Source organism: Pseudomonas sp. 43A, assembly GCF_013363935.1.
Classification (GTDB): Bacteria; Pseudomonadota; Gammaproteobacteria; order Pseudomonadales; family Pseudomonadaceae; genus Aquipseudomonas; species Aquipseudomonas crudilactis.
On record NZ_CP054880.1, the window covers coordinates 5331785 to 5357127 of the forward strand.

Sequence of the window (25343 nt, forward strand, 5' to 3'; positions counted from 1 at the left end):
CTCCCTTACAGGCAAAAAAATAGCGCTCAAGGTTAACCTTGAACGCTATTTTTGTATCCGCCGTTTTTGATCGGACTCAAGGGCGATAGATGATCGCCGAGCCCCACGACAGACCGACACCAAAACCGCTCAGCGCAATACGCTGCCAATCGGAATCGATGACGTGTTTTTCCAGCAGCAACGGAATGCTCGACGACACGGTATTGCCGGTCTCGACCATGTCCTTGATGAACTTCTCCGGCTCGCCTTCGAAGCGCCGCGCCACGGCGTCGACAATCGCCGCACTGCCTTGGTGAATGCAGAAGGCATCGATGTCATCCGCCTTCAGACCAGAGTCATCGAGCAACTCGTGCAAGTGTGCCGGGACTTTCAGCAACGCAAAATTGAACACCTGACGACCGTTCATGAAGAACACGCCATCGGTGACTTTCAAGTGCGGTGCACCGGAGCCGTCAGTGCCGAATTTGGCCTTGCCCAGCGCCCAGGTCGGCTCTTCGCCCATCCACGTCGCAGTCGCGGCATCGCCAAACAGCATGGTGGTATTGCGGTCTTCCGGGTCGACGATTTTCGAATACGGGTCAGCGGTGATCAGCAGGCCGTTCTTCAGGCCGGCGGCTTCCATGAAGCCCTTGATCGCGTAGATGCCGTAGACATAACCGGAACAGCCCAGGGAAATATCGAACGCCGCCACATTGGTCGGCAGACCGAGTTTGTCCTGCACGATCGCGGCGGTGTGTGGCAGGCCTTCTTCATCACCGTTCTGGGTGACGACGATCAGTGCATCGATCGATTCACGCTTCAGCTCAGGGTTATTGGCAAACAGCGCATTGGCCGCTTCCACGCACAGATCGGAAGTTTCTTGTTCAGCGTCTTTGCGCGGCAGGAACGCCGAGCCGATCTTGCCAAGGATGAATTCTTCATCCTTCTCGAATTTTGCACCTTGTGCGTAATTGTCCACGCCGGCTACAGGAACGTAGCTCGCAATGCTTTTTATGCCAATCATTACGGCTTCCCAATAAAAAACAGCCCAAGACCACCGCTCGCAAGGATTTCGAGGGGCGCCGACAAACAGAAAACGGCCGCCACAACGGGCAGCCACGGGGAGCGCAAAGGGCTATCACTGGAATCGAAAACGAGCCAGGCGCCATCTCCCCGATCAATACAATACAGTGAAGATGCGCGTTATGACTCGCAGGTCACGCTATTTTGCCGAATCGGTGCAGATCGGGTTATTCGACCAACGACCAGTCCAGCGGTGTGCCGCGCTTGATCGGCGCGCGCGCGCGGCGGCCGAGGACGGCGTCGGTGTGCTTGGGCGGCAGACCGAGACCCGGGCGAATGGCGCGCAGATTGTCCCCGGTAAAGGTGTCACCGGCGGCCATGTCGGCGGTGACGTACAGCGAGCGGCGATAGACCAGCGACTTGCGTTCCGCCTCTGTGACGCCGTAATGCACCTGGCCCATGGCTTGCCAGGCACGCTCGGTTTCCACCACCAGACTGGCCATTTCCGCTGGTTCCAGCGAAAAACTCGCATCGACGCCACCTGCTGAACGGTCGAGGGTGAAGTGCTTTTCCACCACCGTCGCGCCGAGCGCCACGGCGGCCACGGACACACCAACGCCCATCGAGTGATCCGACAGCCCCACTTCGCAACCGAACAATTCGCGCAGATGCGGGATCGTGCGTACGTTGCTGTTAAGCGGTGTCGCCGGATAAGTGCTGGTGCATTTGAGCAGCACCAGGTCCTTGCAGCCTGCCTCGCGGGCGGCGCGTACTGCTTCATCCAGCTCAGCGATGCTGGCCATGCCGGTGGAGATGATCAGCGGTTTGCCGGTGGCCGCCACACGGCGGATCAACGGCAAGTCAGTGTTTTCGAAACTGGCGATCTTGTACGCCGGCACATCAAGGCTTTCGAGAAAGTCCACCGCGCTGTCATCGAACGGCGTGGAAAAGGCGAGCATGCCCAATTCTTTGGCACGGGCGAAAATCGGCGCATGCCATTCCCACGGTGTATGAGCTTGTTCATACAAATCGTAGAGCGAAGTACCCGCCCACAGACTGCCCGGATCCTTGATGAAGAATTCGCCTTCAGCCAGGTCCAGCGTCATGGTTTCGGCGGTGTAGGTTTGCAGCTTCAGCGCATGCGCCCCGGCCTTGGCCGCGGCCTCGACAATCTGCAGGGCAAGGTCCAGCGACTGGTTATGGTTGCCGCTCATCTCGGCGATGATGAAGGGCGGCGCGTCGGCGCCGATCAAGCGGTTGCCGATCTTGAAACTAGTCATGCGGGTGATCCTTCAAAACACGGGTGAACGCACAGGCACTCTTGGTGAACCCGGCGTCACGAAACACATTCAACGAGGGACGATTGTCCGGCAATACCCGAGCGGTAATGACCGTCAGTTGCGGCCAGTGCGCGGCAACAAATACCTCGCCACGGGCCAATAGCGCCCTGCCCCACCCCAGGCCCATCCGCCGTTCGAGCAGGTAGATCGAGACTTCGGCTGCAAACCCGCGCAGGTCATACCGCACAACGCCGACCGCGCCGTCGTCCGCCTCGGCGATCAGCAGCAGGCGCTGCGGATTGCGCAAGCTCGCCGTCAGCCAGTTCAGGTGCTGCGGCCAATCGATCACGCCGCTGTCCAGCGACCAGCGCCGTACCGTTTCGGCATTGCGCCCATCGAACAGTAACTGCGCATCGTCCAGCGTCGCCGCGCGCACCTTGAGCACGGCACCGGCCAGTGCCGCCGCGACACGCTCGGCACCGCGCCCGTCGACCAGTTGCCGCGAGCGCTCGGCCAGACTCTGGCGCAAATAGTGATTGCCGGTGACAAAGCCGATGGCGTCGCGCAACTGCTCAACACTGACCTGCTCGCGGGCGCCCATGAACACATGCGCGCCGGCTGCCGCCATGACTTCGCCGTTGGCCTGCTGATTGTTCGACACGGCAATACAGATCGTCGGCAGCCCCATCGCTGCCCGCTCCCAACTGGTGCCGCCACCGGCACCAATAAACAGATCAGCTTCGGTCATGCGCTGGTAGAAGTCGCTGACAAAACTGTGCAGACGCCAGTTCGGCCTTGTCTCGCATAAGGCCTGCATCTGCGCCCATGCCGGATTGTCGGCGCCAGCGACGAAGTCAACCTGCAACTCGGCAAAATCGGCCAGCGCGAGCATCGCGTGGTGGGTTTGCCGCGCGGCATCGAAACCGCCGAAGTTGACCAATACCCGTCGGGCCCGGTCTTTGATCTCGATGGCCGGGCAGCGGAATTCTTCACGCAACATGGCATAGCGTGGGCCGAGCAAGGTGCGGCAACCTTCTGGCAACAGCGCTTGATAACTCTCGTACAGGCCCGAGAGATTCTGATTGAGCAATAGATCGACGCGGTAGCGCCGCGTGGCAAGATCATCCACTGCCGCAATTCGTGGCGCCCACTGTCGAGCAGCCGTCTGCCATTGGTGATCGAGGCCGTAGTGATCGACGATGACCCAGTCAAACTCGGCCTGACCTTCAAGCTGCATGCCCAACGCGTCGATGTCGGCCTGCCACGGCAACATCGATTCGATGGCCTGCTGTGGGTCTTCAGCGGCGTAGCGCTCGGGTAGCGCAAACGTCTCGAAGCCCTCGGCGTTCAAGGCATCCAGGCGATGCCCCGGCAAGCACCGGCAGGCAAACGCGACGTGGCTGCCCTGCGCGCGCAACACGCGCGCCAGCGTCAGGCAACGGGCAATGTGGCCGCTGCCGATGGTGGGCGAGGCGTCGGCACGAATCAAAACTCTCATTGCAACTCTCCCCCGGCCTTGAGCGCAGCGTAAAGGTATTCGGCGCGTTTCCAGTCTTCAGGGGTGTCGATGTCCTGCACCAGATGGCGGGGCAGAATCACCGGCAGGCTGGCGGGCGAATAGAGCACTTCGCCACGCAGCCACGCTGCACTGCGCCCCCAGTAAAACTGGCCAGCGTCCTGAAACGCTTCGGGCAGGTCCTGGGAGCGAGTCTCGCGAAATTCGGGATACAGCGCGGTCAAGGCGCCCTGTTCGTCCAGCGTCAGCGCACGCTGCACCGGAAAACCAAAACCGCACACGGAGAACGCGAAGGACTTGTCTGGACGTTGCTCAAGCAACTCGATGCCCTGGCGCAGATAACGTGCCTGCAACAGCGGCGCCGTGGCGTACACACAACAGGCGTAATCAAAGGCCGGCAGTTGCTGCAAGGCGTGCACGATCACAGCCGCGGTGCCGGTGTAGTCATCGGCCAGCGCCGCCGGACGCATGAAGGGCACGTGCGCACCGTGCGCTCGCGCCACATCGGCAATCTCGGCATCGTCGGTGCTGACCACCACCTGCTCGAACAAACCTGAATCCAGCGCCGTGCGGATCGAACGAACAATCATCGGCACGCCATCGAACGGCAAGAGATTCTTGCGCGGGATGCGCTTGCTGCCGCCACGGGCCGGGATGATTGCGACGTTACTCAAGGGCGTTTTTCCAGCAGAAACCAAGTGATGTCGTCCGCCGGGAATTGCGGATCGCGGTGATAGACAAAACCATAATCGAGCAGCTGCAGATCGGCATAGCGATCAAGCATCTCGCCGGCGAAATCACGTTTGAACAGCTTGCCGCTGTTGCCACGATAAGTCACTTCTACCGGCGCCGGATTGTAATATTCGGCGATCAGAATGTAGCGCTGACTCAACTCATACAACTGCGCATAAGCCGTCGGCAACAGCTGCGGTGCGAGGTGAATCAGCACACCCTTGCTCAATGTCAGGTCGTAGCGGCGTTCGCGTGGAAAATCGAACAGTGAGCCATGCCAGATCTGTGCAATGTCCAGCGCACGTGCCTGAGCACAGGCGTTGTCGTTGATCTCGACGCCGAATAGCTCACAGCGTGGAAACAGTTGATGCAACGCCTGCAAATTGTTGCCGACGTTAGTCCCCAGTTCTACCAGACTTTCGATACCTGCGGCGCGGCTGAGCGCTTTGGCAAACAACGCCTGGTTCGCCGCCATCAGCGGCTGACCCGCATTGCGCTCGACGTACTGGTTACCGAAGTCGCCCTGCCAGAACTTTTCCTGCTCACTCAACTGACGCATTGCAGATACTCATCCGTCGCCGCAGTGGCAATTATTCGGTCAGCCGACGCAATTGCTCGACCACGTAATCCTGTTGCTCATCGCTCAGCAGCGGGAACAGCGGCAGGCTGATCGCCTCGGCGTAATAACGCTCGGCTTCGGGGAAATCGCCCTCGGCGAAACCCAGGTCGCGATAGTAGGGCTGCAAGTGCACAGGAATGTAATGCAGATTCACGCCAATACCAGCACTGCGCAAGCCCTCAAACACCTGACGGTGACTGAGGCTGATGTGATCGGTCTGCAAGCGAATCACATACAGATGCCAAGCCGACTCTGCCTCAGGCTGAAGGCTGGGCAACGTCACCGGCAAATACGCCAGCAGACGATCGTAACGCGCCGCCAGTTCGCGACGCCGGGCGATGAAGTCGTCGAGTTTGCCCAGTTGCGACCAACCCAGTGCTGCCTGCAGATCGGTGATCCGATAATTGAAACCCAGCTCGATCTGCTCGTAGTACCACGGACCGTGGCTCGGCTTGCTCATCTGCTGCGGATCGCGGGTCATGCCGTGGCTGCGCAGGCGTTGCAGGCGCTCGGCCAGCTCCGGGCGATTGGTCAAGACCATACCGCCCTCGGCGCTGGTGATGATCTTCACCGGGTGGAAACTGAACACCGTCATCGCCGCGAATTGGCCACAGCCCACCGGCCGCCCGGCATAGGACGCACCGACCGCATGAGATGCATCTTCGATCACGGTGAAGTTGTAGCGCTCGGCCAGTTCGGCAATCCTGCGCATGTCGCAGCTCTGCCCGGAGAACGCCACCGCCACCAGCACTTTCGGCAAGACGCCGTCCTGCTCGGCCTGATCGAGTTTCGCTTCGAGGGCGAAGGCATCGAGGTTCCAGGTCAGCGGATCGATGTCGACGAAGTCAACGTCGGCACCGCAATAACGTCCACAGTTGGCCGAGGCGAGAAAGGTGTTCGGGGTTGTCCACAAACGATCGCCCGGCCCCAAGCCTGCCGCCAGGCAAGCAATGTGCAGCGCCGCCGTGGCGTTGCACACCGCAACGGCGAAGTCCGCCTGGCAACGTTCGGCCAGCGCCTGCTCGAAGCGCTCGATGCTCGGTCCCTGGGTCAGCCAGTCCGATTGCAGCACTTCGACGACCGCATCGATGTCTGCCTGATCGACGCTTTGCCGACCGTAGGGAATCATACCGAGAGCTTCGCGTGCAGGTCGGTGATCTGCCCGACCGAGAGGAAATGCGGATTGGTGTCGGAGCGGTATTCGAAATCTTCGCTCACGGCACGCCCCTGCTCGCCAAGATTGTCGACGGCAAAATCGACATCGACGCTGGTAAAGCGAATCGACGGCTGAATGGTGTAGTGATCCGCAAACTCCAGGGTCATGCGCGCATCGTCCAGCGGCACCATCAGCTCATGGAGCTTTTCGCCGGGACGAATGCCGACGTTCTTGTGCGGCAGATGTTCAGCCATGCCGCGCGCCAGATCGACGATGCGGATCGACGGAATCTTCGGCACGAACACTTCACCACCGTGCATGCGCGCAAAGCTGTCGAGGACAAACTGCACGCCGTGGTCGAGGGTGATCCAGAACCGCGTCATGCGCTCGTCGGTGATCGGCAACTCCTGCACGCCGTCGGCGATCAGCTTGCTGAAGAACGGCACTACCGAACCGCGCGAACCCGCCACATTGCCGTAGCGCACCACGGCAAACCGGGTTTGCTGCTCGCCGGCAATGTTGTTGGCGGCAACGAACAACTTGTCCGAGAGCAACTTGGTCGCGCCGTACAGGTTGATCGGGCTGGCCGCCTTGTCGGTGGACAACGCCACGACTTTTTTCACGCCGTTATCGATGGCGGCGGCGATGATGTTCTCCGCGCCATTGACGTTGGTGCGAATGCATTCGGTCGGGTTGTATTCCGCCGCCGGCACTTGCTTCAGCGCGGCGGCGTGCACGACGTAGTCGATGCCGCGCATGGCCTGACGCAGACGATCGGCATCGCGCACGTCACCGATGAAGTAACGCATGCATGGCGCGTTGAACGTCTGCTGCATTTCATACTGCTTCAGTTCATCACGGGAAAACACCACCACGCGCTTGGGCTGGTATTGCTCCAGCAGGCGGGCGATGAATTTGCGCCCGAACGAGCCGGTGCCGCCGGAGATGAAAATCGATTTACCGTTGAACATGTCTGAATTCCTGTGTCCTGTTCGCCAGGCTTAGCCGAGCAATTGCGCCCAATTGATCGGGGCACTTTCACCCAGGGTAAAACCTTTGCCGGTCAGCGCCAGGTTGGCGTTGTACGCCGGATCCTGGGCAAACGCCGCGCTCCACTTCTCACGCAATGCCGCCAATGCTTCAGGGGCTTGCGGCAACTCGCCGGTGTGCAAGACCTGCACCAGCGGTGTCCACACGGTGAGGTAACCAGCCTGCCCGGCCTTGAGACACAGATCGATATCGCTGAAGCCGGCGGCGAAGGTCACGTCGTCCAGGCCACCCAGCGCTTCGAACAAGTCCTTGCGCACCATCAGGCACGCCTTCGACACCGCCGAGTAGTTCTGCTCGACCGCCAAGCGCTGCATGTAACCCTCGTTAGCGTGTTTCTCGCCGATGAAGGCCGAAGCTACCCCGTCGTTCAATCCGAGAATCAAACCTGCCTGAGAGATCTTGCCGTCGCGGTCCACCAGTTTGGCACCGACGATACCGACCTCAGGACGCTGGCCGTGATTGAGCAACGACTCGATCCAGTTCGGGTTGACCACTTCACTGTCGGTGGCCAGCAGCACCAGATATTCGCCCTGCGCCTGCTGACTGGCCGCGTTGTACAGCGCCACTTGATCAAGCGGACGATCAACCTGCAGCACGCGCACTTTGGCGTTGTGCAGCGTTCCCAGCCAATCATTGATCTCGGCCGACGGGTTCGAGCCGACCGCAATCAACAGCTCATAGCGGGTGTAACGGGTTCTGAGCAGCACGCCATCCAGGCAGCGTTTCAATGCGGCAAGATCGTCGCCGGCGGAGACAATTACCGAGACCAGCGGCCGCTCGGCATGACGATAGTCAATCTGCCAGGTGCCTGGCTGCGTCGAAGTGACCTGAGCCTTGTAACCACGATTGCCCAAGTGCCGCAGCAGCGCCTGACGCTCGTGAGGATTTTCTTCCAGCACCGGCGCCCGGGTGATCAGCAGTGGCTCATCGAGATGGGCCAGACCGTCAAGACCACCCTCCTCGATGATGCGCAGCAGTACATCCAGCTCAAGCGCCTTGCTGAAATCGGCCTGATAACCGCCGAGCCCTGTCAGCACTTCGCGACGAATCAACCAGTGCCGTGCCATCAGTGACGGAACGCTTTGCAGCAGATCCAGGTTGAAGCCCGGGCGGAACAGATCCACCAGAGCCCCGTTTTCCTGGCGCTGGATTTCATCCGTGGCAACCGCACGCACACCCGGCGCAGCCATCAGTTCCAGACCGGCACGCAACAGGCCGGCAGCCGTGAACTCTTCACCCGCCTCAACCAGCAGCAACCAGTCGCTGGTCGATTGATTAACGCTCTGGTTGAGCTTGTCGACGAAGTTGCCTTGGGTCACTCGCACAAAGTGCAGGGTATTTTGTGCAGTGGTTGCCGCCGGCGGTTCACCGGTGGTGAACACCACGACCTTGAAGGCTTTGCTGTGGCCTTCGAGCAAGCTGTCCAGGGAGATTTGCAACTTGTCGATGTCGTTGTCCAGATCGAGCAGGAAGATGCCGAACTGCGGACCGCCGGCATTCTCTGCCAGGTGACGGGCAATCGCCGTGGCCTGCTCGGTATCCGGCGCACGCGCGGCGAGCCACTCGAGCAGGCGGCCGGTGAGCATCTTGGCGAATGTCGGCTGATGCCCTTCGAGCAACACCGCGTCCAGACGCGCGACCCAATCGCGCAGCACTGGCGCGTCGTCTTCCTCGTCCAGCGGTTGCAATTGCACGAGCAGTTGCTTGATCACCGCGCGATTGAACACGTTGGCGTCGTGCGCCTGCCACAAGCGGTCGAGCACACTTTCCGGGGTGTCATTGTTGCGTGCCAGCATCAGGCTCTGCTGGCGAGCCCAGATACCTTCCAGCTCTTTGAGCTGAACGCGTCCGGCCGGCATCGCGTGCAACAGAAACTCGAATTGCGTCAGTTGATCGAAAAACACTTGGTTATAGAAAGGCATTTCCACGTATTGCTTCGGCCCGAACCGACGCTGCGGGCCGGACTCGATATCGATCCAGGTCGACTCGAAGATCAACTCGGCGGTGAGTGCCCGGTAGGTCCGCAGGCTTTCGGCCAGCGTGGCAAAACTCTTCAGGGCAAACTGTTTGCCCTGCTGTGGATCCTGATGCTGAAGCTGGGTCGGCAACGACGCGAGGAACTCGGCAAACGCTTCGCGCCCGGCCACGTTCTTGGCGTCCATATAGGCCAGCGTGTGATAGATCTCGGTATTGTGATCGGACTGCTCGTAGTTGATTTCGCGCACGACATACGGGATCGGCAGAATCCGCACCTTGCCCCGGGCCAGCATGTAAAAGGTGTGACCGACTTCCTGCCACTGGAAGATCGTGTCTTGCGGCATGGCGGCGTACCAGTCGCGCAAGATCGCCGTACGCTGCACGGCATAGAACGGCGGCAGGTACTGCTGCATGTAATCGAGCAAGCGCTCCTCGGCCTGATCGGCCGAGTAGTCTTCGCAGACTTTCTTGTCACGGCGGTAGTAATTGACGCTGTTGGCCAATGCCAGATACATCAGGCTGTAGCCATGGCACAGGCTGTAATCGGGGTTGGCATCCATGAATGCCACGGCTTCGTACAGGGCATCATGCACAAGGAAGTCGTCGTCGGCGGCAAACACCATGTAGGGCGTTTGCAGTTGCTCGACACCGTAAGCCAGCTTGGCGCGAATACCCCAGTAGCCGAACTGCGGCAAGTGCTGATAATCCACGCGGGTGAATTCCTCAGGGATGCCCTGCAGCGCCACCGCCGATGAATCGAGCACCAGAATTCTGCACGGCAGGCTGCTGTAGAAGCGAATGGCTCTACGCAGAAAAGCCGGGCGTTCGTGAGAGATCAGCACAACCGTCAACTGTTCGTTGAGTGCCAGATCGGTTCCTGAAATGTTCTTGCCTTGCATATATTCCCCACAAGCGGCGCGTCGCCGAAAACCCATCGTTGTTTGTCGATTAACGCACGCGGCGCAGATAACCATCCGGCGCGACAGTGATCAGCAATTTGCTGTGGATCGACTGATCGATCTCGAAATCGCGGTTCTCTTCCAGGTAGGCCCACACCGCGGTTTTCGGGTTGTCACCCTTGCCCCACGGACGATCCGGGAACGCATCGGCCGGCATGTCTTCAACGACGGTGTCCATGACCACGCAATAGCTGCCCACCGACACCAGTGGTGCATACAGGCGAAGCTCTTCGAGGACGTGCTCGTGGGTGTGGTTGGAGTCCAGCACCACCAGCACTTTTTTGCCCTGCACACGCTCGCGCACCTGATCGACGATGGCGCTATCGATGCTCGAACCCTGGATCATGCTGATGCGTTTGAACATCGGGTGCGCTTCGATGGCTTCGCGGTTGTGCTCGCGGATATCGATGTCGATGCCCAGTACTTCGCCGTGGCCGATTAGTTCCAGGATCGAGGCGTAAAACACCAGCGAACCGCCGTGGGCGATGCCCGTCTCGACGATCACGTCCGGGCGCAGGTTCCAGATGATTTCCTGCATCGCGACCATGTCCTGCGGGAACTGAATGATCGGCCGGCCCATCCAGCTGAAGTTGTAGGTGTACTTGTGCTTGGCCGTGGTGCCGACCCAGTCCAGGGACTCGGTTTGCAGGGCCTTGTCGTTCTGCAGGCCTTCGATGTTGGCTTTTACTTCTTCGCGAAACTGTTCATGCGGATTCATTGCAACTCTCCAAAAATTCGGGAAACGGCTTACCTGAACACCCTGGCGTCCGGGTAAGGCACTGCGTTGGTCTTGATGATCCTGGCGGGATTGCCCGCCACGACCGAAAAATCCGGAACATCTTTGGTCACGACCGCACCGGCACCGATGGTCACCCAGCGACCGATGCGCAGGCGCGGCAGGATCGTGGCGTTGGTGCCGATAAAGGTCCCGTCACCGATTTCCACGCAACCGGCGATACACACGCCCGGCGCCATGAACACCGAATGGCCGATCTGCCCCTCATGCCCCACGACACTGCCGGCACTGATGCTGGTGTTGTCGCCCAGTGTCACCTCGGCCTGCATCAGCACGCCTTCCTGCAGATAACTGCCCTGCCCCATGCGGATCATGCTCAGGTCGATACCCGGATGAACGAACTGGCCAAGACGTGCACCGGCATCCACCAACTGACAGGTGGTTTCGTAGCGTAACCGCGTACTGCCGGTGATCAGATTGACGAAGCGCACGTCCTCGCCATTGAGTTCGCCGACAAGTTCGCAACCACCGAGCACCGGCACCCCGTAGAACAGCGTGCCGTGCTTGCGCGGATCGTTGTCGAGGAAGGCGAATTCGACGTTCGGCGTGCTGCGCTTGACGGCGTGCAGCATGCGCACCGCTTCCGGGTTGGCGGCCCCCAGCAAATACAGCTTCACACTGTGTGCCTGTGAGCCAGCAGATCCAGCACCACTTGCACCACGCGCTGTTGATCGGCGTCGGTCATGTCGTGATAGCTCGGCAGGTTGAAGGCGCGCTCGGGCAACGCAAACGCCAGCGGCGTGTCGACCGCGTATTCGCTGAACATCGGCAGCGACGACAGCGGCCAGAAAAACACCCGGGCGTCGATGTCGGCGGCCTGGAAGGCGGCAATCATTTGCTCGCGGTCGATGCCGGTGGCGGCATCGAACACCACGGTCGGCATCCAGTAGCCATTGCGAGCATGGGCCGGCTCGGGGTTGAGCGACACACCCGGTACGCCTTCGAGCGCTCGGGCGTAGTTGGCAAAAATCGCCCGTTTGCGCGCGATCAACTCGTCGATTCGCTCGACCTGGGCGCAGCCAACGGCGGCCTGCAGATTGCTCATTTTGTATTTGAAACCGACAAACTCCGGCCAGAACTGTTTAGTGCAACCCGCCACTCGCCCATGGTTGGACAGGGTCAGAACACGCTCATACAAAGCTTTGTCGGAAGTGACGAACATGCCGCCCTCACCGGTGGTCATGGTCTTGGTGCCATGAAACGAAAAAGCGCCGAAAGCCCCCAGCGAACCGGCAGCCTGGCCGCGCCATTGCGAGCCGATGGCTTCCGCCGCGTCTTCGATCACCGGGATGCCGAACTCGTTGCCGATGGCGAGCAGTGCGTCCATGTCACACAGGTTGCCGTACAAATGCACGGCGAGAATCGCCTTGGTGCGCGGGGTGATCGCTGCTCTGACACGTTGCGGATTCAGGCACCAGCTGTCCGCCAGTACATCGACGAACACCGGCGTGGCGCCCAGGTAAGTGATCGGTGCCGCCGACGCAATCCAGTTGGTGTTGGCCAGGATCACTTCATCGCCAGCACCCACGCCCAGGGCGGCCATGCCCATGTGCAGCGCACCGGTGCAGCTGGAGGTGGCGATGGCGTAGGTGGCGCCCAGATGCTCGGCAAAGCCGTGCTCGAAACGTGTCAGGTATTCGTAGCAACGTGCGCCCCAGCCGTTTTGTACGGCGTCCAGGGCGTACTGCGCTTCGAGTTCGCCAACGCTGGGTTTGGTGTAATGAATTCTGCTCATTGGATGATCAACTCCGGAACGGCGACGACAAAGCGTGCGCCCCATGCCTTGGCCGCAGACAGTTGCTGCGTCACTTCGCTCAACAGGTTCCACGGCAACACCAGAATGTAGTCCGGCTGCTCCTGGGCAATCCGCGCAGGTGCAACAATCGGAATGCGGCTGCCCGGCAAGCATTTTCCCTGTTTGTGCGGGTTGGCATCAGCCACCCAGGCCAACAGATCCGGTTTGACCCCGGCATAGTTGAGCAAGGTATTGCCCTTGGCCGCCGCGCCATAACCGACCACCCGTTTGCCGTCAGCCTTGGCCTGCAACAGGAAGCGCAGCAGCTCGTGCTTGATGCGTTCAGCGGCGGGCGCGAGGGTCGCGTAGTACTCGGCGGTTTTCACCCCGGCATCGAGTTCGGCCTGCAACTGTTGCTGCACCGTTGGCTGCACCGGGCGACGCTCGCCGTCCTTGCGCTGCACGAACACCCGCAATGATCCGCCGTGGGTGCTCAACTGGCTGACGTCGAACACTTCCAGGCCATTGCGCTCGCACAGCGTCTGCACGGCAGTCAGCGACAGGTAGGAATAATGTTCGTGGTACAGCGTGTCGAACTGCGCGCCGGCCATCAGCGTCAGCAGTTGCGGGAATTCGAAAGTGGCCACGCCGGTTGGCTTGAGAAACGTCGCGAAACCACCGAGGAAATCATTGATGTCCGGCACATGCGCAAGCACGTTGTTGGCCGCCATCAAATCGGCGCCCCAGCCTTCGCTTTGCAACTGCGCGGCGGTGTCGCGACCGAAGAACAACTCACGAATCTGCAGACCTTTCGCGCGCGCCGCTTGTGCGGTGCTGCGTGTCGGCTCGACGCCGAGGCACGGAATACCGCGACCGGCTACGTACTGCAGCAGGTAACCGTCGTTGGCGGCGATTTCCACCACGCGGCTGTCGGCAGTCAGGCCGAAGCGCTCGACCATCTCGGCGACATAGCACTCAGCATGGGCCAGCCAGGTGCTGGAGAACGAACTGAAATAGGCGTACTCGGCGTCGAACAGGCTGTCGGCGCTGGTGTAATCCTCGGTCTGTACCAGCCAGCATTGCTGGCACACCGCGATCTTCAGCGGCACCCACTGCTCGGCCTGCTCCAGGCGATCAGCGTGGACGTAGGCGTTGGACGGCGGCGAGGTGCCAAGGTCGATCAGCGGCAGGCTCAGCGGTGCGGCGCACCCACGGCAGTTCATAGACGCACTCCAGCAAAGTGTTGATCGAGCGCGGGATGGCTGGAATCACGCGCTGACAAATTATTGACAGGCAACGGCCAGGCAATTGCCAGCCGTGGATCGTTCACCGACAGACCGCCCTCGTGTTCCGGCGCGTAATCGGCGCTGTGCAGGTAGAGCAATTCGGCATCTTCAGTGAGGGTCTGGAAACCATGAGCGAAACCGGCCGGTATCAACAGGCTGCGGCCATCGCCGGCCTTCAGGTGCTCGGCGTGCCAGTGCAGAAACGTCGCGGAGTCAGGACGCAGATCCACCGCCACGTCCCACACTTCACCGCGCAGGCAGGTGATCAGTTTGGCTTCCGGGGCGTTGCCATTCTGATAATGCAGACCGCGCACACTGCCCTTCTCGCGAGTGCAGGAATGGTTGATCTGACGGATATGGAATTCACTGCCAAACGCGCTCAGGCTGCCTTCGCAGAACAACCGGGCGAAGTGCCCGCGTTGATCTTCGAAGCGTTTGTGCTGAACGCTGAACAGGCCAGCCAGCGGCAACGCCTCCAGGGAAAACTCGCTCACAGCGCGCCTCGATACAGGTTCAGTTGGCCGAGGGTGACGCTGCGCATGTCATCGCCGTTCTGCCACGCCAGGTGCCAGTCGAGGGTCTGGGTCAGGCATGCCTGCAAGGTCCAGCGTGGTTGCCAGCCCAGCAGTTGACGTGCGCGGCTGCTGTCCAAACGCAGCAGGCCGGCCTCGTGCAATTCGCTTTTTTCGATGCGCAGACCGCGCGCCTGCGGCCAGCGGCTGGCGAGCTGTTCGACCACTTCGCCAACGCTGCACATGTCCGCCTCGCCCGGGCCGAAGTTCCACGCCCCGGCGTATTCCGGACCTTGTTCGTAGAGGCCGGCGGCCAGTTGCAGATAACCGGCCAAAGGTTCCAGCGCGTGCTGCCATGGGCGCACGGCTTGCGGATAGCGCAGGGTCACCGGCTCGTTGGCGGTCCAGGCCTTGAGCACGTCGGGAATCAGTCGCTCTGGGGCAAAATCACCGCCGCCCAAGACGTTGCCGGCACGCGCCGTGGCCAAGGCCAGACCGTGCTCAGCGTATTTGTCCGCCGGAAAGAATGACGCGGCATAAGACTGCGCCAACAGTTCGCAGCAAGCCTTGCTGCTGCTGTAAGGATCGTGGCCACCAAGGGCTTCGTCTTCGCGGTACGGCCACAGCCATTCCTTGTTGGCGTAGACCTTGTCGGTGGTCACCAGCACACAGGCGCGCACGCAGCCGACCTGACGAATCGCTTCAAGCAGGTTCAGCGTGCCCATGACGTTGCTGGAGTAAGTGCCGAGCGGATCGCGATAGCCTTCACGCACCAGCGGTTGAGCCGCCAGGTGCAAAACAATCTCCGGCTCGGTGTCGGCGATGATTTCCAGCAAGGCACCGAGATCACGCAGGTCACCGCGCTGATCGTTGATGCCTTCGTGCACCCGCGCCAATTCAAACAGACTCGGCTCGGTCGACGGATCGAGGGAAAAACCGCTGACTTGCGCGCCGAGGCTTTGCAGCCACAGGGTCAGCCAACTGCCTTTGAAACCGGTGTGCCCGGTGACGAGGACGCGTTTGCCGCGCCAGAAATCCGCACTCAGTCCCATTGCTTCCATGGGGCCTCCCCGCTCTGCCACAGGGCTTCGAGATGGTTCTTGTCGCGCAGGGTGTCCATGGGCTGCCAGAAACCGTCGTGCTGAAACGCCATCAACTCACCGCGTGCGGCCAGTCCGTCCAGCGGGCCGGACTCCCACGACGTCGAATCGCCTTCGATCAGCGGCAGAACCTTGGGCGACAGCACGAAAAAGCCGCCGTTGATCCAGCCACCGTCGCCGCGTGGCTTCTCGGTGAAACCCAGCACCCGGTCACCTTCACGATCCAGCGCGCCGTAGCGGCCCGGCGGTTGTACGGCGGTGACGGTGGCCAGTTTGCCGTGAGTCAGGTGGAAATCGACCAATGCGCTGATGTTCAAATCGGAAACGCCGTCGCCATAGGTGAAGCAGAAGGCCTCTTCATTTTCCAGATAGCGCGCGGCTCGCCCCAGGCGGCCACCGGTCATGGTCTCTTCACCGGTATCGATCAGCGTCACACGCCATGGCTCGCTGTAATTCTGGTGAACGTCCATGCGATTTTCACGCATGTCGAAGGTCACATCGGAGGTGTGCAGGAAGTAGTTGGCGAAGAAGTCCTTGATCGCGTACCCCTTGTAGCCCAGGCAAATCACGAAATCGTGAATCCCGTGGGCGGAGTACTGCTTCATGATGTGCCAGAGAATTGGCTTGCCGCCAATCTCGATCATTGGCTTGGGCTTGAGGTGCGACTCTTCACTGATGCGCGTGCCCAGACCACCCGCCAAAATAACTGCCTTCATCCTCTCCCCTCTCGTTCGTCACAGGGCTGCGCATCGCTTTCTTGAGCGTTGCGGCCTTCTGGCTAAACCTTTCTGCCGTTTCGGGCGCAGGGGCAATGACCGCGAGCGCTCGTTTTATGGCGATTTGAGGGGGACTTGCAGGAAACGCGCCAGCTCGGTGCGCTACGTGTCGCAGGACGTGCAGCCATGAAAAAAGGGATGAATCCGTCACCGGACTCATCCCTTTCATCGAGCTGTTTCAACGATTGGAACCGGTCAGTCCGCCAGCCAGCCATTCTCCCAGTAGCGCAGGTTATCGCCACGCAGCACGTAATCGCGCAGCACCACCTCACGCAACTCATCGCCCATGCGGTAGCTGGCATCCGGATCGGCCAGGTGCATGCGAATCGCCTGCAGCCACTCATCGGTGGTGTTGGTCTTGACCCGCGTGCACGGCAGGTAGCCGCGATAGGCTTCGGTGTCAGTGCAGATCACCGGGTAGCCGCACGCGCCGTACTCCAGCAGCCGCAGGTTGCTCTTGCAGTCGTTGAAGATGTGGAACTCCAGCGGTGCGAGGGCCAGATCCAGGTTGAGGCTGGCCAGTTTCGCCGGATACACGTCGAGCGGGATCACCCCGTGGAACTCATGCATGTACGGACGCAGGTCATCCGGGCACATGCCGAAGAACACCCAGTCGACTTCATTGGCCAGTTCGCGAACCACCTCGGCGATCACGGCCAGGTCGCCGTGGTGGCTGGTGCCACCGCCCCAACCGACCCGTGGCTTTTTCGACGTACGCCGCTGGCTGCGCAGATTGCTCCAGAGGTCTTTGGCGAGCATGTTCGGCACCACACGAATGTCGTGGTGCATGTCCGACAGCGCATTGGCCAGTGGCTGAGTCGACACGACCACCCGATCACACAGGCCGATTGCTCGACGCACCATGCGCTCCATGTCCTGCTTGCTCGGCATGTTGCGGATGTGGGCATTGCGATGAGGAACGTCGATGACATAGTCATCCAGTTCGAAAATACGCCGGGCACTGAAATACTTCTTCAGCGGCGGAATTTCATCGATGGCGTGCTCCGAGTAGCGCCCTTGCAGCACGATCACGTCGGGGGCCTGACGCTCGATTTCGACGATCGACGGCAAGCCGTAGCAGATGCGCCCCTCGACCCGGTTGGCCGCCTCCAGCTCGATCATCGGCTGGCTCATGCGGTAATGGCCGATGGCAGACGCGTTGATCGGCACCACGAGCACGTTGGGCAGACTCGACCTGGAAAACGCACTCCAGCCGGTCAGCAGACCCGGTTCGAGGCTAAAGTTGCTGGCCCCGATACCTTGCAGCGCTAGGTTGACGTTGTAGGCGGGATCGCGCGCAATCTGCGGCAGCCAGCGCTGGTAAAACGCATCCTGCTCGCGCTCGTGCTGTTGTTGCTCTTCGCTTGTTGCCACGGCGACCGGGCGCGTGCCCACCGCCAGCCGGGCATGCGGATTCCACACCACCAGATAACCTTCGCGACCGACCCGCAGGCACAGATCGACGACGTTGTAGGCGACCTTCAAGTCCTGTTCGTCGAGCCCCGCGACCTCCTCGAAGACCGACTTGCGAACCATCAGGCAGTCACCGCCGACAGCGCTCAGATCCTGCACCGCCTGCAGCCGGAACATATAGCCCTCCGATTGCATCGGTTGACCAAAGAACGGCAAACCGGCCGGCCCCTGCAAGCCGAGAATAAGGCCGGCATGCAACACCCCGCCGTCCGGGTCGAACAACTTGGCGCCGACCACCCCGACTTCGGGGCGCTGCGCATGATTGAGCAATTCGTCGAGCCAATCGGCTTGCGTGATCACCGCAAAAGCGTTGAGCAGCAACACATACTCGCCACGCGCCTGGCTCACGGCAAAGTTGTGAATGGCGGCGGGGTTGTGCTTTTGCGGGTAGCGCAACACACGAATCAGGTCACTGCCCAATTGCTCCATGCCGTCGAGCCAGGTCAGCGCCTCGGCGCTTTCGCTGCCGCTGTCGACCAAGAGAATTTCGTACTCGGTATAAGCGGTGTTTTCCAGCAGCGTTTCGACACACCGCTGCAAGGCCGCCGTCTGATCCTGAGCGACGATGATCACCGACACCAGCGGGCGTCGGGCATGGCGATAGTCGACCCGGTTGAGCAGTTCACTGCCCTCGCGTCGAGTCTCGTAGGCAATCCCCAAGCGCTGCAGATGCGCATCGAGCACCCGTGGATTCTGTTCCAGGACACCCGGGTCGGTGAGCCATTGGGACAGATCGAATTTCGATTCAAGCAACACTTCGGCGACGTGCCCGATCACTTGAGTGCCGTCGCTCTCGACCATGCGCCAGAGCAGGTCGTGAGGCGCCAGTTGGGCAAAGTCAGGCGTCAGGCCGCCCAACTCCAGAACCCGCTCGCGCTTGAACGCCAGCGCCCGCCCGACGTAGGGATAGCTGCGCATGAGGTCGAGGTTGAAATCCGGCTTGAACGCAGGCTCTGCCGACTCACCACTGCGCAGACTGCCTTCGTCGCTGTACAGGCAGGTGAAGGACCGCGAATGCGCGATGCGGTCAGCCATGATCAGCAACGCCGTGGCCACCGGCCGATCACCGGGTTGCAGCAGGTAGAACCAGTCGGCGCCTTCCAGTTGCGGCAGCAAGCTATTGAGCTGCTCCAGCCCGTCGTCTTGCAGCGGCAGGCGAAACACGCGCCCATCCAGCTCCGCTTCGGCACAGGACGCGGACAGGACCAGCACCAGTTCCGCCGGGTAATCCTGATTGGCGAGGGCCTCCAGCGTACGTTCCACACCGGCGCGACTGCCTTTGTCGTCGATGATGACCGGCACTATTCGCGGCTGGTGCGACCAACCGGCGATGGTTTCCGGCAGCATCTTGCGCTGGCCTTCGGTCAGTACCCGGCACGCCAGCCATTGCGCATAGAGTTCGCCGAAACTCAGGCTGTCCACCCCGACGCCACACTCCTGGCGGCTCTGCCGGGAACCCAGGGTGCGACTCAACGGCAGCTCATCCCAAACCCTAGGCGACTCATCAGCCTTTGCCAGCGGGATGTAACGCACCCAGCCTGGCGCCGGCGCCGACTCACCGTTGCGGACCTTGAGCATTTGCGAGAGCCACTCGCGCTCGACATCCATCGCGTCCTTCATCGGTTGTTGCGCACTCAGCCGCTCCGGATAAAGACGCTCGGCGCTCAGCACGTTGTTGGACACCGCCAGGTTGCCGCGTCGCAGCAGGCAGATATACAAGGCAAAATCCAGGCTCGCGACGAAGCCGCCGCCCTCCTCGGTCAATGCCGGCAGCAGCTCGGCAACGTCCGCGCGGCGAAACAGCGCGTTGCTGAAACCGCCGAGTACGTTGACCGGGAATTTTTCAAAGATCGCCAGTAAATCGTCGCCCTTGAACAGGCCACTGACCGGCGACAGCGAAGTGTTTTCCAGACGCGCAGGCAGGATGATGTCGTTCGCGTCCCAGAGCAGTCGCTGCGCCAGCACCAGGCTGACCTCTGCACGGCGCATCTCGTGCGCCTGCTGCTCGATACAGGCGGAATACAGCAAATCATCGTCACACAGAAACTTGATGAACTCGCCCTGCGCCTGATCCAGGCAGGCTTTCAGATTGCCGACCAGGCCCAACGTGCGCGGGTTGCGGACATAACGGACGGCGACGCCGCTCTCCTCGCTGACATTCGAGACGATGGTCTCGATCTCGACGCCACGACTGTCATCGCAAACGATGATTTCCAGATGGCCATAGCCTTGGGCAACGGCACTGCGCAAAGCACGCTCGAAAAAGCGTGGATTGAAGGCGGGAATGACAAGGCTGACGAGAGGGAGTGAATTCACGGCGGGCTCACAGGCGGTACGAGCCCGCTCGGTAAAGCGAGCCCTGGAAACCGCTAAAAAACATTACTTGAAGGACGGAGCAAACGGGCGCTCACGCGCCCGCTAATCGTCAGATCTTGTTGAACAGACCCAACTGGCTGATCTTGCTGAACGCCAACTGCGCGGCTTGCAACATGGTCTGCTGCAGGGTCAGGCGGGTCATGACTTCGGCGGGATCCGAATCACGGATCGAGCCCTGGGTCGTGGTGTTCGCCGTGCTCAAGCTGAGGTTAGTCGCGGTTTGCATTTCCAGCGCCTGGCCACGGGCACCAATGGTGGTGACAGAAGCGCCAATCTGGTTGGTAGCGGCGTCGATGTTACCGAGACCCGACTCCATGACACCCTGAAACTTCTGCTTGGCAACATCATCACCGTCGATCGGCGTATTCAATGCCGTAATCATCTGGCCCAGCGTGTCGAGCACGTTCTGGGTCTGGTGATTGTTCGGCTGGATCGAGAACTGATCGCCAGCGGCCGGCGTGTTGCCCAGCGCGAAAGTCACGCCCGCAGCGGTCGCGTTGCCGCCGGCCACGGTGCCAGACGACACGGGTTTGCTGTCTGCAGTGACTGGCGCCGCATACAGATCGAACGCCGTGGCGCTGGTGAACTTGAGCACCGCGCCGCCTTGCGGGAAGGCGTTTGTATAGGCCGACTGGTCGGTGATGGTCGAACCGGTAATCACCGCAGTAGACGGGTTGCCCGGGCTGCGCGCGGTGGTGAACGAGTCAGGTTGGGTCGACAACTGGAAGCTGTGCCCGGCAATGACCGCGTCCGGGTTGGTGTCACCCGCTTTCAGGTTGATGTTCAGCTTCAGGTCGACGCCACGGAAACTGACCGTCTGGTTGGTGCCGGTGGTGTTGACGATCGCGCCGTTCTGGCTGGCTTCGGCCGTCACGTCGTTACCCAGCGCATCGGTGATTTGCAGTTGGGTGCTGCTGACGAAGCTGACGGTGTACGGCTGACCACCGGAGAACTTGGAGTTGTAGGTGGCCACATTGCCAACGGTACCGCTGGACAGCACGACACGGCCGTCATCCACTGCCGGAGCCGTCATGTTGGTGCTGGTGCGGCCGGTGTTGATGGTCTGCTGAAAGGCATCCCAACCGGTGGTATTGGTGCCGACCGTCATACCGTCGCCGATGCCCAGGTTGATCGTGGTCTGGTCACCGTTGTAGGTGTAAGTGCCGTCGGCATTCTGCGAGTACGGCGCGGTATCGGTCTTCGAACCGGAGAACATGTAGTTGCCGTTGGCATCCTTGGAGTTCATCAGGCCCAGCACTTGTTGCTGGATCTGACTCAGTTCCGCAGCGTAAGCCTGGCGATCCTTGTCGGTGCGCGTGCCGGTGTTGGCGGCCAGGGCGAGTTCCTTGGCACGCGCCAGTGCGGTGGTGATGGAATCCAGCGTGGACTCCTGCACATTCAACGAATTTGTGGTGCTGTCGACGTTGGTCTTGTACTGATCCAGCATCGCGGCCTGCTGGCCCAGTTGCAGCAAACGACCGGCGCCGATCGGATCATCGGACGCATTGGTGATGCGTTGCAGGCTGCTCGCCTCGCTGGCGGTGGCGACAGCCTTGTTGAAGTTACGCTGATAGTCCGACGCTTGCGTGCCGTAATACTGGGCGGTGGAAATGCGCATGAATTACGACTCCTTAAAGGCTGTTGATCAGCGTGGCGAAAGTTTCCTGCGCAGCTTTGATGATCTGCGAAGACGCTGTGTAGTACTGCTGGTATTTGACCAGGTTGCCGGTTTCTTCATCCAGGTTCACGCCGGACAGCGAATCGCGGGCACCTTTGGCGTTATCCAGAATCGCCGAGGTCGCGGCGCTGTCGGACTTGCCTTGGGCAGTCTTGGTGCCGACGTTGGTCACCAGCTTGTTGTAGGCGTCAGTCAGGCTGATGCCTTTACTGGCCGAACCGGTGTCGACGGTCTGCGCGGTTTGCAGGGCGACCAGCGATTGCGCGTTGCGGTTGTCCGAAGACGCCGCACCGGTCAGGTTCATGGTGAAGGTTTCGCCAGGCTTCGGCGTGCCGCCAACAGTGGTCTGCACGGAGAAGGTTTTCTGTACGTTCGGCGTAACGCTGGTGTCCAGCACCGGGTTGCCGCTGGCATCGACGATGCCGACTTTAAGTTCCAGCGCGTTCGATTGACCGGGAACGATAGTGCCGCTGCTGATGAGGCCGCCCTTGGCATCCACAAAAGTGTAAGACTGGCTGCCCCCGGTCACCGCACCGAAAACCAGTTTCACCGGCGTCGAATTCTTCAGCGCCGCCTGCATGTCAGCCTGGGCAGTCGGGTTGTAGATATCGATCTTGCTGGTCAGCGTCGGCTGGGTGAAGGTGCCCAGACCGCTGGCGCTGGCCACACCGGTCAACGGACCGGCCGCGGCGATTTTCTTCGGATCGGTGAGCACCGTCTGAATGCTCGCCGCCGCATTGCGGGTCGGGGTGATTTTGAAGCTGTCACCGGCGCTCAACGCACCACCCTTGAGCGCGAGGGTAAAGCCGTCGATCACTGGCGGCGGATTGGTCGTGGTGCTGAAAGCACCCAGGTCGGTGCCGTCGGAGCGCTTGACGGTGTAGTCAGTGGCGCTGGTGAACGTCACTTGATAATCGCTGGTGGTCAGCTTGCCGGTGTCCTTGATGGTGACATCGAGGTTACCCGAACCGGTGCTGTTGCCCGACTGCGCGATGCTGCGCGAACTGACCAGCGCGGCACTGTTGATGTTGTTGAAAATCGCCGCGCCGAAGTCACCGTTCTTGTCGATGCCTTGGGCTTGCTGGCTGTTGACCTGATCCGCGATCACCAGCGCCACTCGGCCCAGCTCGTTGAGCGACGGGTCGAGGACTTCTTTGCGGTAAGTCAGCAGGCCGCCGATTTCGCCACCGCTCATCGCCGAGGTGATGTCGATGGTGCTCGAACCGCGATCCATCTGGATGGCCATGCGCGACGGATCGTCTTTGCTCGCGACCATGCTCAGCGTGTTGGTGGTGTTGCCGATCACCAGCGGCTGACCGCTGCCGATGTAGACGTCAAAACTGGTACCACGCTCGACGACCTGTGCGCCGGTCAACTCGGACAACTGGCGTACGGCTTCGTTGCGGCTGTCGAGCAGATCGTTCGGCGCACCACCGCTGGTGGAGATCTCGCCGATCTTCTGGTTCAGGTTGGCAATCGAGGTGGCCAGCTTGTTCACCTGGGACGTCATGTCGCCCAGGCTGCCATTGATGGTGGTGTTCTGGTCGTTGAGCTGTTTGGCAATGGTGTTGAAACGACTGGTCAGCGCCTGCGCACCCGTCAGCACCGATTGACGGGAGGTGTCATCGGTCGCCGAGGTCGAAACGCCCTGCATCGTGGTGAAGAATTTCTGCAGCACGCCGGTCAGGCCGGTGTTGGTGTCCGACAGCATCGAGTCCAGCGGTGTGGCCTGCGCCAGGTAAGCAGCCGATTCGCTGTCGAGCGAAGTGGCTGTGTGCAGTTGGCTTTCCAGGTACGAGTTGTACACCCGGCGTACGTCAGCCAGGGTGGTGCCCGTACCGATGAACACGGTGCCGAACTGCTGCGAGGATTTGGTGCCCTGCACGGTTTGCTGGCGTGAATAACCGGCGGTGTCGACGTTGGCAATGTTGTTGCCTGTCGTAGCCAAAGAGGACTGGCTGGCCGACAGTCCCGACATCCCGATATTGAGCAAACTCATGGTTCAGACCTTATACCTTGTGCCTTATAAAGGCGTGGTGGATACACCCGCCGCAGCGTAGTTTTGGAAACTGTTCATCTGCTTGGCTATCTGCGAAATCTTGCTTGCGTAGTTCGGGTCGGTGGCGTAACCGGCCTTTTGCAACTCGCGTACAAACTGTTCTGGGTTATCGGCAGACTTCACGACATCTTGATAGCGATTATTGCTCTGCAGCAAAGTCACCAGATCGTGGAAGCTGTCCTTGTACGAGGCATAGGAACGGAACTCGGCCGTCTCCTTGACCATCGCGCCATTGCGGAACTCGCTGGTGATCGCCCGGGCCGAATCGCCCTTCCAGTTGCTGCTCGCCTTGATGCCGAACAGGTTGTGGCTGCTGCTGCCATCCTGGGCGCGCATGACCGATTTGCCCCAACCGGTTTCCAGCGCCGCCTGGGCCACCAGATAACGCGGATCGACGCCGATGCGGTCGGCCGCTTCCTTGGCCATCGGCAGCATGGTGTTGACGAATTCGTCGGCGGAACTGAAGGCTTTCTTCGCCGGCGCCAACGGAATCTGCGCCATGGCGCGACCATAAATCTGCATCTGTGCGCCAGAGGCTTTTTCGCCCTCGGCGCGCGCCAGCCAGTCGCCGTTGTACAGCGGGCCGGCGCCGGTCGTGGCTGCGGTCGTGGCGCGCTGCGGCAACTGGGTCGCTGCCGTCGGTGTGGCCGACGGCACCAGCCCGGCGAGCAAACGATCGGCCAGTTTCGGCGGCAAGGCCAGACGACGCTGGTTGATCATTTCCATGTCGTTGCGATGGGCGAGTTGCGTGTTCGGCGCATTCACCGAACGTGACGCCCACAACGGACGCTCGCCATTGAGGCGCGACAATGGGCCATTGGTGGCAACGGTGCCAGCGGCAACCGGTGTGACCACGGCCGCGGCTTTTGCCTTGGCTTCTTCCTGCTTGGCGGCGGACGCGGCAGCGGCCTCGCCCGGCGCCAGCGGTTTGTTCTTCGACATCTGCCGCATCAGTACGTCAGCCAGACCGATACCACCGCCCTCGCGGGACATGGAAACGGCCAGCTGCTGGTCGTACATTTCCTGATACTGCTTGGCCGCCGGCGTGTTGAGCGGGTTGTCTTCACCCAGGGCGTTGGTCGCCGAGCGCATCGACTTGAGCATTTCACCGAGGAACAGCGATTCGAATTCCTGCGCGACTTTGCGCAGGTTGCCATCGCTGTTCTTGTCGCCGACCTTGAGTTGATTCAGACGATTGAGGTCCGAGTAGGAACCCGAATCGCTGCTGCTGACCAGACCGCTCTTGCGCATATCCATGGGG

General features: G+C 60.9%; 19 protein-coding genes. All 19 read right to left on the bottom strand.

The genetic code is table 11. The features are described 5' to 3' along the window. Positions 1–76 precede the first annotated feature (76 nt). Positions 77–1003, bottom strand: a complete 927-nt coding sequence (locus tag HUW52_RS23315; protein ID WP_175555006.1) for a ketoacyl-ACP synthase III — start codon at positions 1001–1003, stop codon at positions 77–79. A gap of 226 nt (positions 1004–1229) precedes the next feature. Beyond that, entirely contained in the window at positions 1230–2282 is a 1053-nt protein-coding gene (gene pseI, locus HUW52_RS23320; RefSeq protein WP_175555007.1) for a pseudaminic acid synthase, read from the bottom strand. After that, positions 2275–3780, bottom strand: a complete 1506-nt coding sequence (gene pseG / locus HUW52_RS23325; protein ID WP_175555008.1) for a UDP-2,4-diacetamido-2,4,6-trideoxy-beta-L-altropyranose hydrolase — start codon at positions 3778–3780, stop codon at positions 2275–2277. Before pseG ends, pseI begins: the two co-directional genes overlap by 8 nt. After that, a complete protein-coding gene (pseF, locus tag HUW52_RS23330) occupies positions 3777–4472 on the bottom strand; it encodes a pseudaminic acid cytidylyltransferase (protein ID WP_175555009.1) in 696 nt (231 codons plus the stop codon). Before pseF ends, pseG begins: the two co-directional genes overlap by 4 nt. Next, positions 4469–5089, bottom strand: coding sequence for a pseudaminic acid biosynthesis-associated methylase (locus HUW52_RS23335; protein WP_175555010.1), 621 nt, complete (start codon positions 5087–5089; stop codon positions 4469–4471). Before HUW52_RS23335 ends, pseF begins: the two co-directional genes overlap by 4 nt. 31 nt (positions 5090–5120) lie before the next feature. Beyond that, positions 5121–6278: a UDP-4-amino-4,6-dideoxy-N-acetyl-beta-L-altrosamine transaminase gene (gene pseC, locus HUW52_RS23340; protein WP_175555011.1), complete on the bottom strand. Its 1158-nt coding sequence runs from the start codon at positions 6276–6278 to the stop codon at positions 5121–5123. Continuing rightward, positions 6275–7276, bottom strand: coding sequence for a UDP-N-acetylglucosamine 4,6-dehydratase (inverting) (gene pseB / locus HUW52_RS23345; RefSeq protein ID WP_175555012.1), 1002 nt, complete (start codon positions 7274–7276; stop codon positions 6275–6277). Before pseB ends, pseC begins: the two co-directional genes overlap by 4 nt. A 30-nt stretch (positions 7277–7306) precedes the next feature. Then, on the bottom strand, positions 7307–10231 hold the full coding sequence (locus HUW52_RS23350) for a TIGR00180 family glycosyltransferase (protein ID WP_175555013.1): 2925 nt from the start codon (positions 10229–10231) through the stop codon (positions 7307–7309). A gap of 49 nt (positions 10232–10280) precedes the next feature. Beyond that, complete coding sequence (locus HUW52_RS23355; RefSeq protein ID WP_175555014.1) at positions 10281–11009, bottom strand: cephalosporin hydroxylase family protein; 729 nt, start codon at positions 11007–11009, stop codon at positions 10281–10283. Positions 11010–11038: 29 nt separating this feature from the next. Beyond that, positions 11039–11704 carry an acetyltransferase gene (locus tag HUW52_RS23360; RefSeq protein ID WP_016984283.1) on the bottom strand — a complete coding sequence of 222 codons (666 nt, stop codon included), beginning with the start codon at positions 11702–11704 and terminating at the stop codon, positions 11039–11041. After that, complete coding sequence (locus tag HUW52_RS23365; RefSeq protein ID WP_175555015.1) at positions 11701–12822, bottom strand: DegT/DnrJ/EryC1/StrS aminotransferase family protein; 1122 nt, start codon at positions 12820–12822, stop codon at positions 11701–11703. The genes HUW52_RS23360 and HUW52_RS23365 overlap by 4 nt, the downstream gene beginning before the upstream one ends. Continuing rightward, on the bottom strand, positions 12819–14045 hold the full coding sequence (locus HUW52_RS23370) for a class I SAM-dependent methyltransferase (RefSeq protein WP_175555016.1): 1227 nt from the start codon (positions 14043–14045) through the stop codon (positions 12819–12821). Before HUW52_RS23370 ends, HUW52_RS23365 begins: the two co-directional genes overlap by 4 nt. Beyond that, the gene (locus HUW52_RS23375; protein WP_175555017.1) at positions 14042–14602 is read right to left on the bottom strand and encodes a dTDP-4-dehydrorhamnose 3,5-epimerase family protein; all 561 of its coding nucleotides are present in this window, start codon (positions 14600–14602) and stop codon (positions 14042–14044) included. Before HUW52_RS23375 ends, HUW52_RS23370 begins: the two co-directional genes overlap by 4 nt. Further along, on the bottom strand, positions 14599–15681 hold the full coding sequence (gene rfbG, locus HUW52_RS23380) for a CDP-glucose 4,6-dehydratase (RefSeq protein ID WP_175555018.1): 1083 nt from the start codon (positions 15679–15681) through the stop codon (positions 14599–14601). The genes HUW52_RS23375 and rfbG overlap by 4 nt, the downstream gene beginning before the upstream one ends. Continuing rightward, the gene (gene rfbF, locus HUW52_RS23385; protein WP_016984278.1) at positions 15663–16436 is read right to left on the bottom strand and encodes a glucose-1-phosphate cytidylyltransferase; all 774 of its coding nucleotides are present in this window, start codon (positions 16434–16436) and stop codon (positions 15663–15665) included. The genes rfbG and rfbF overlap by 19 nt, the downstream gene beginning before the upstream one ends. Before the next feature lie 255 nt (positions 16437–16691). After that, positions 16692–20285 (bottom strand): glycosyltransferase, encoded by a 3594-nt coding sequence (locus tag HUW52_RS23390; RefSeq protein ID WP_175555019.1) that lies wholly within the window; start codon positions 20283–20285, stop codon positions 16692–16694. Positions 20286–20394: 109 nt separating this feature from the next. After that, positions 20395–21963: a flagellar hook-associated protein 3 gene (locus HUW52_RS23395; RefSeq protein WP_175555020.1), complete on the bottom strand. Its 1569-nt coding sequence runs from the start codon at positions 21961–21963 to the stop codon at positions 20395–20397. A 13-nt stretch (positions 21964–21976) separates the two neighbouring features. Then, a complete protein-coding gene (gene flgK, locus HUW52_RS23400; RefSeq protein ID WP_175555021.1) occupies positions 21977–24022 on the bottom strand; it encodes a flagellar hook-associated protein FlgK in 2046 nt (681 codons plus the stop codon). A 24-nt stretch (positions 24023–24046) separates the two neighbouring features. Continuing rightward, positions 24047–25339 carry a flagellar assembly peptidoglycan hydrolase FlgJ gene (gene flgJ, locus HUW52_RS23405; protein WP_175555022.1) on the bottom strand — a complete coding sequence of 431 codons (1293 nt, stop codon included), beginning with the start codon at positions 25337–25339 and terminating at the stop codon, positions 24047–24049. Positions 25340–25343 lie beyond the last annotated feature (4 nt).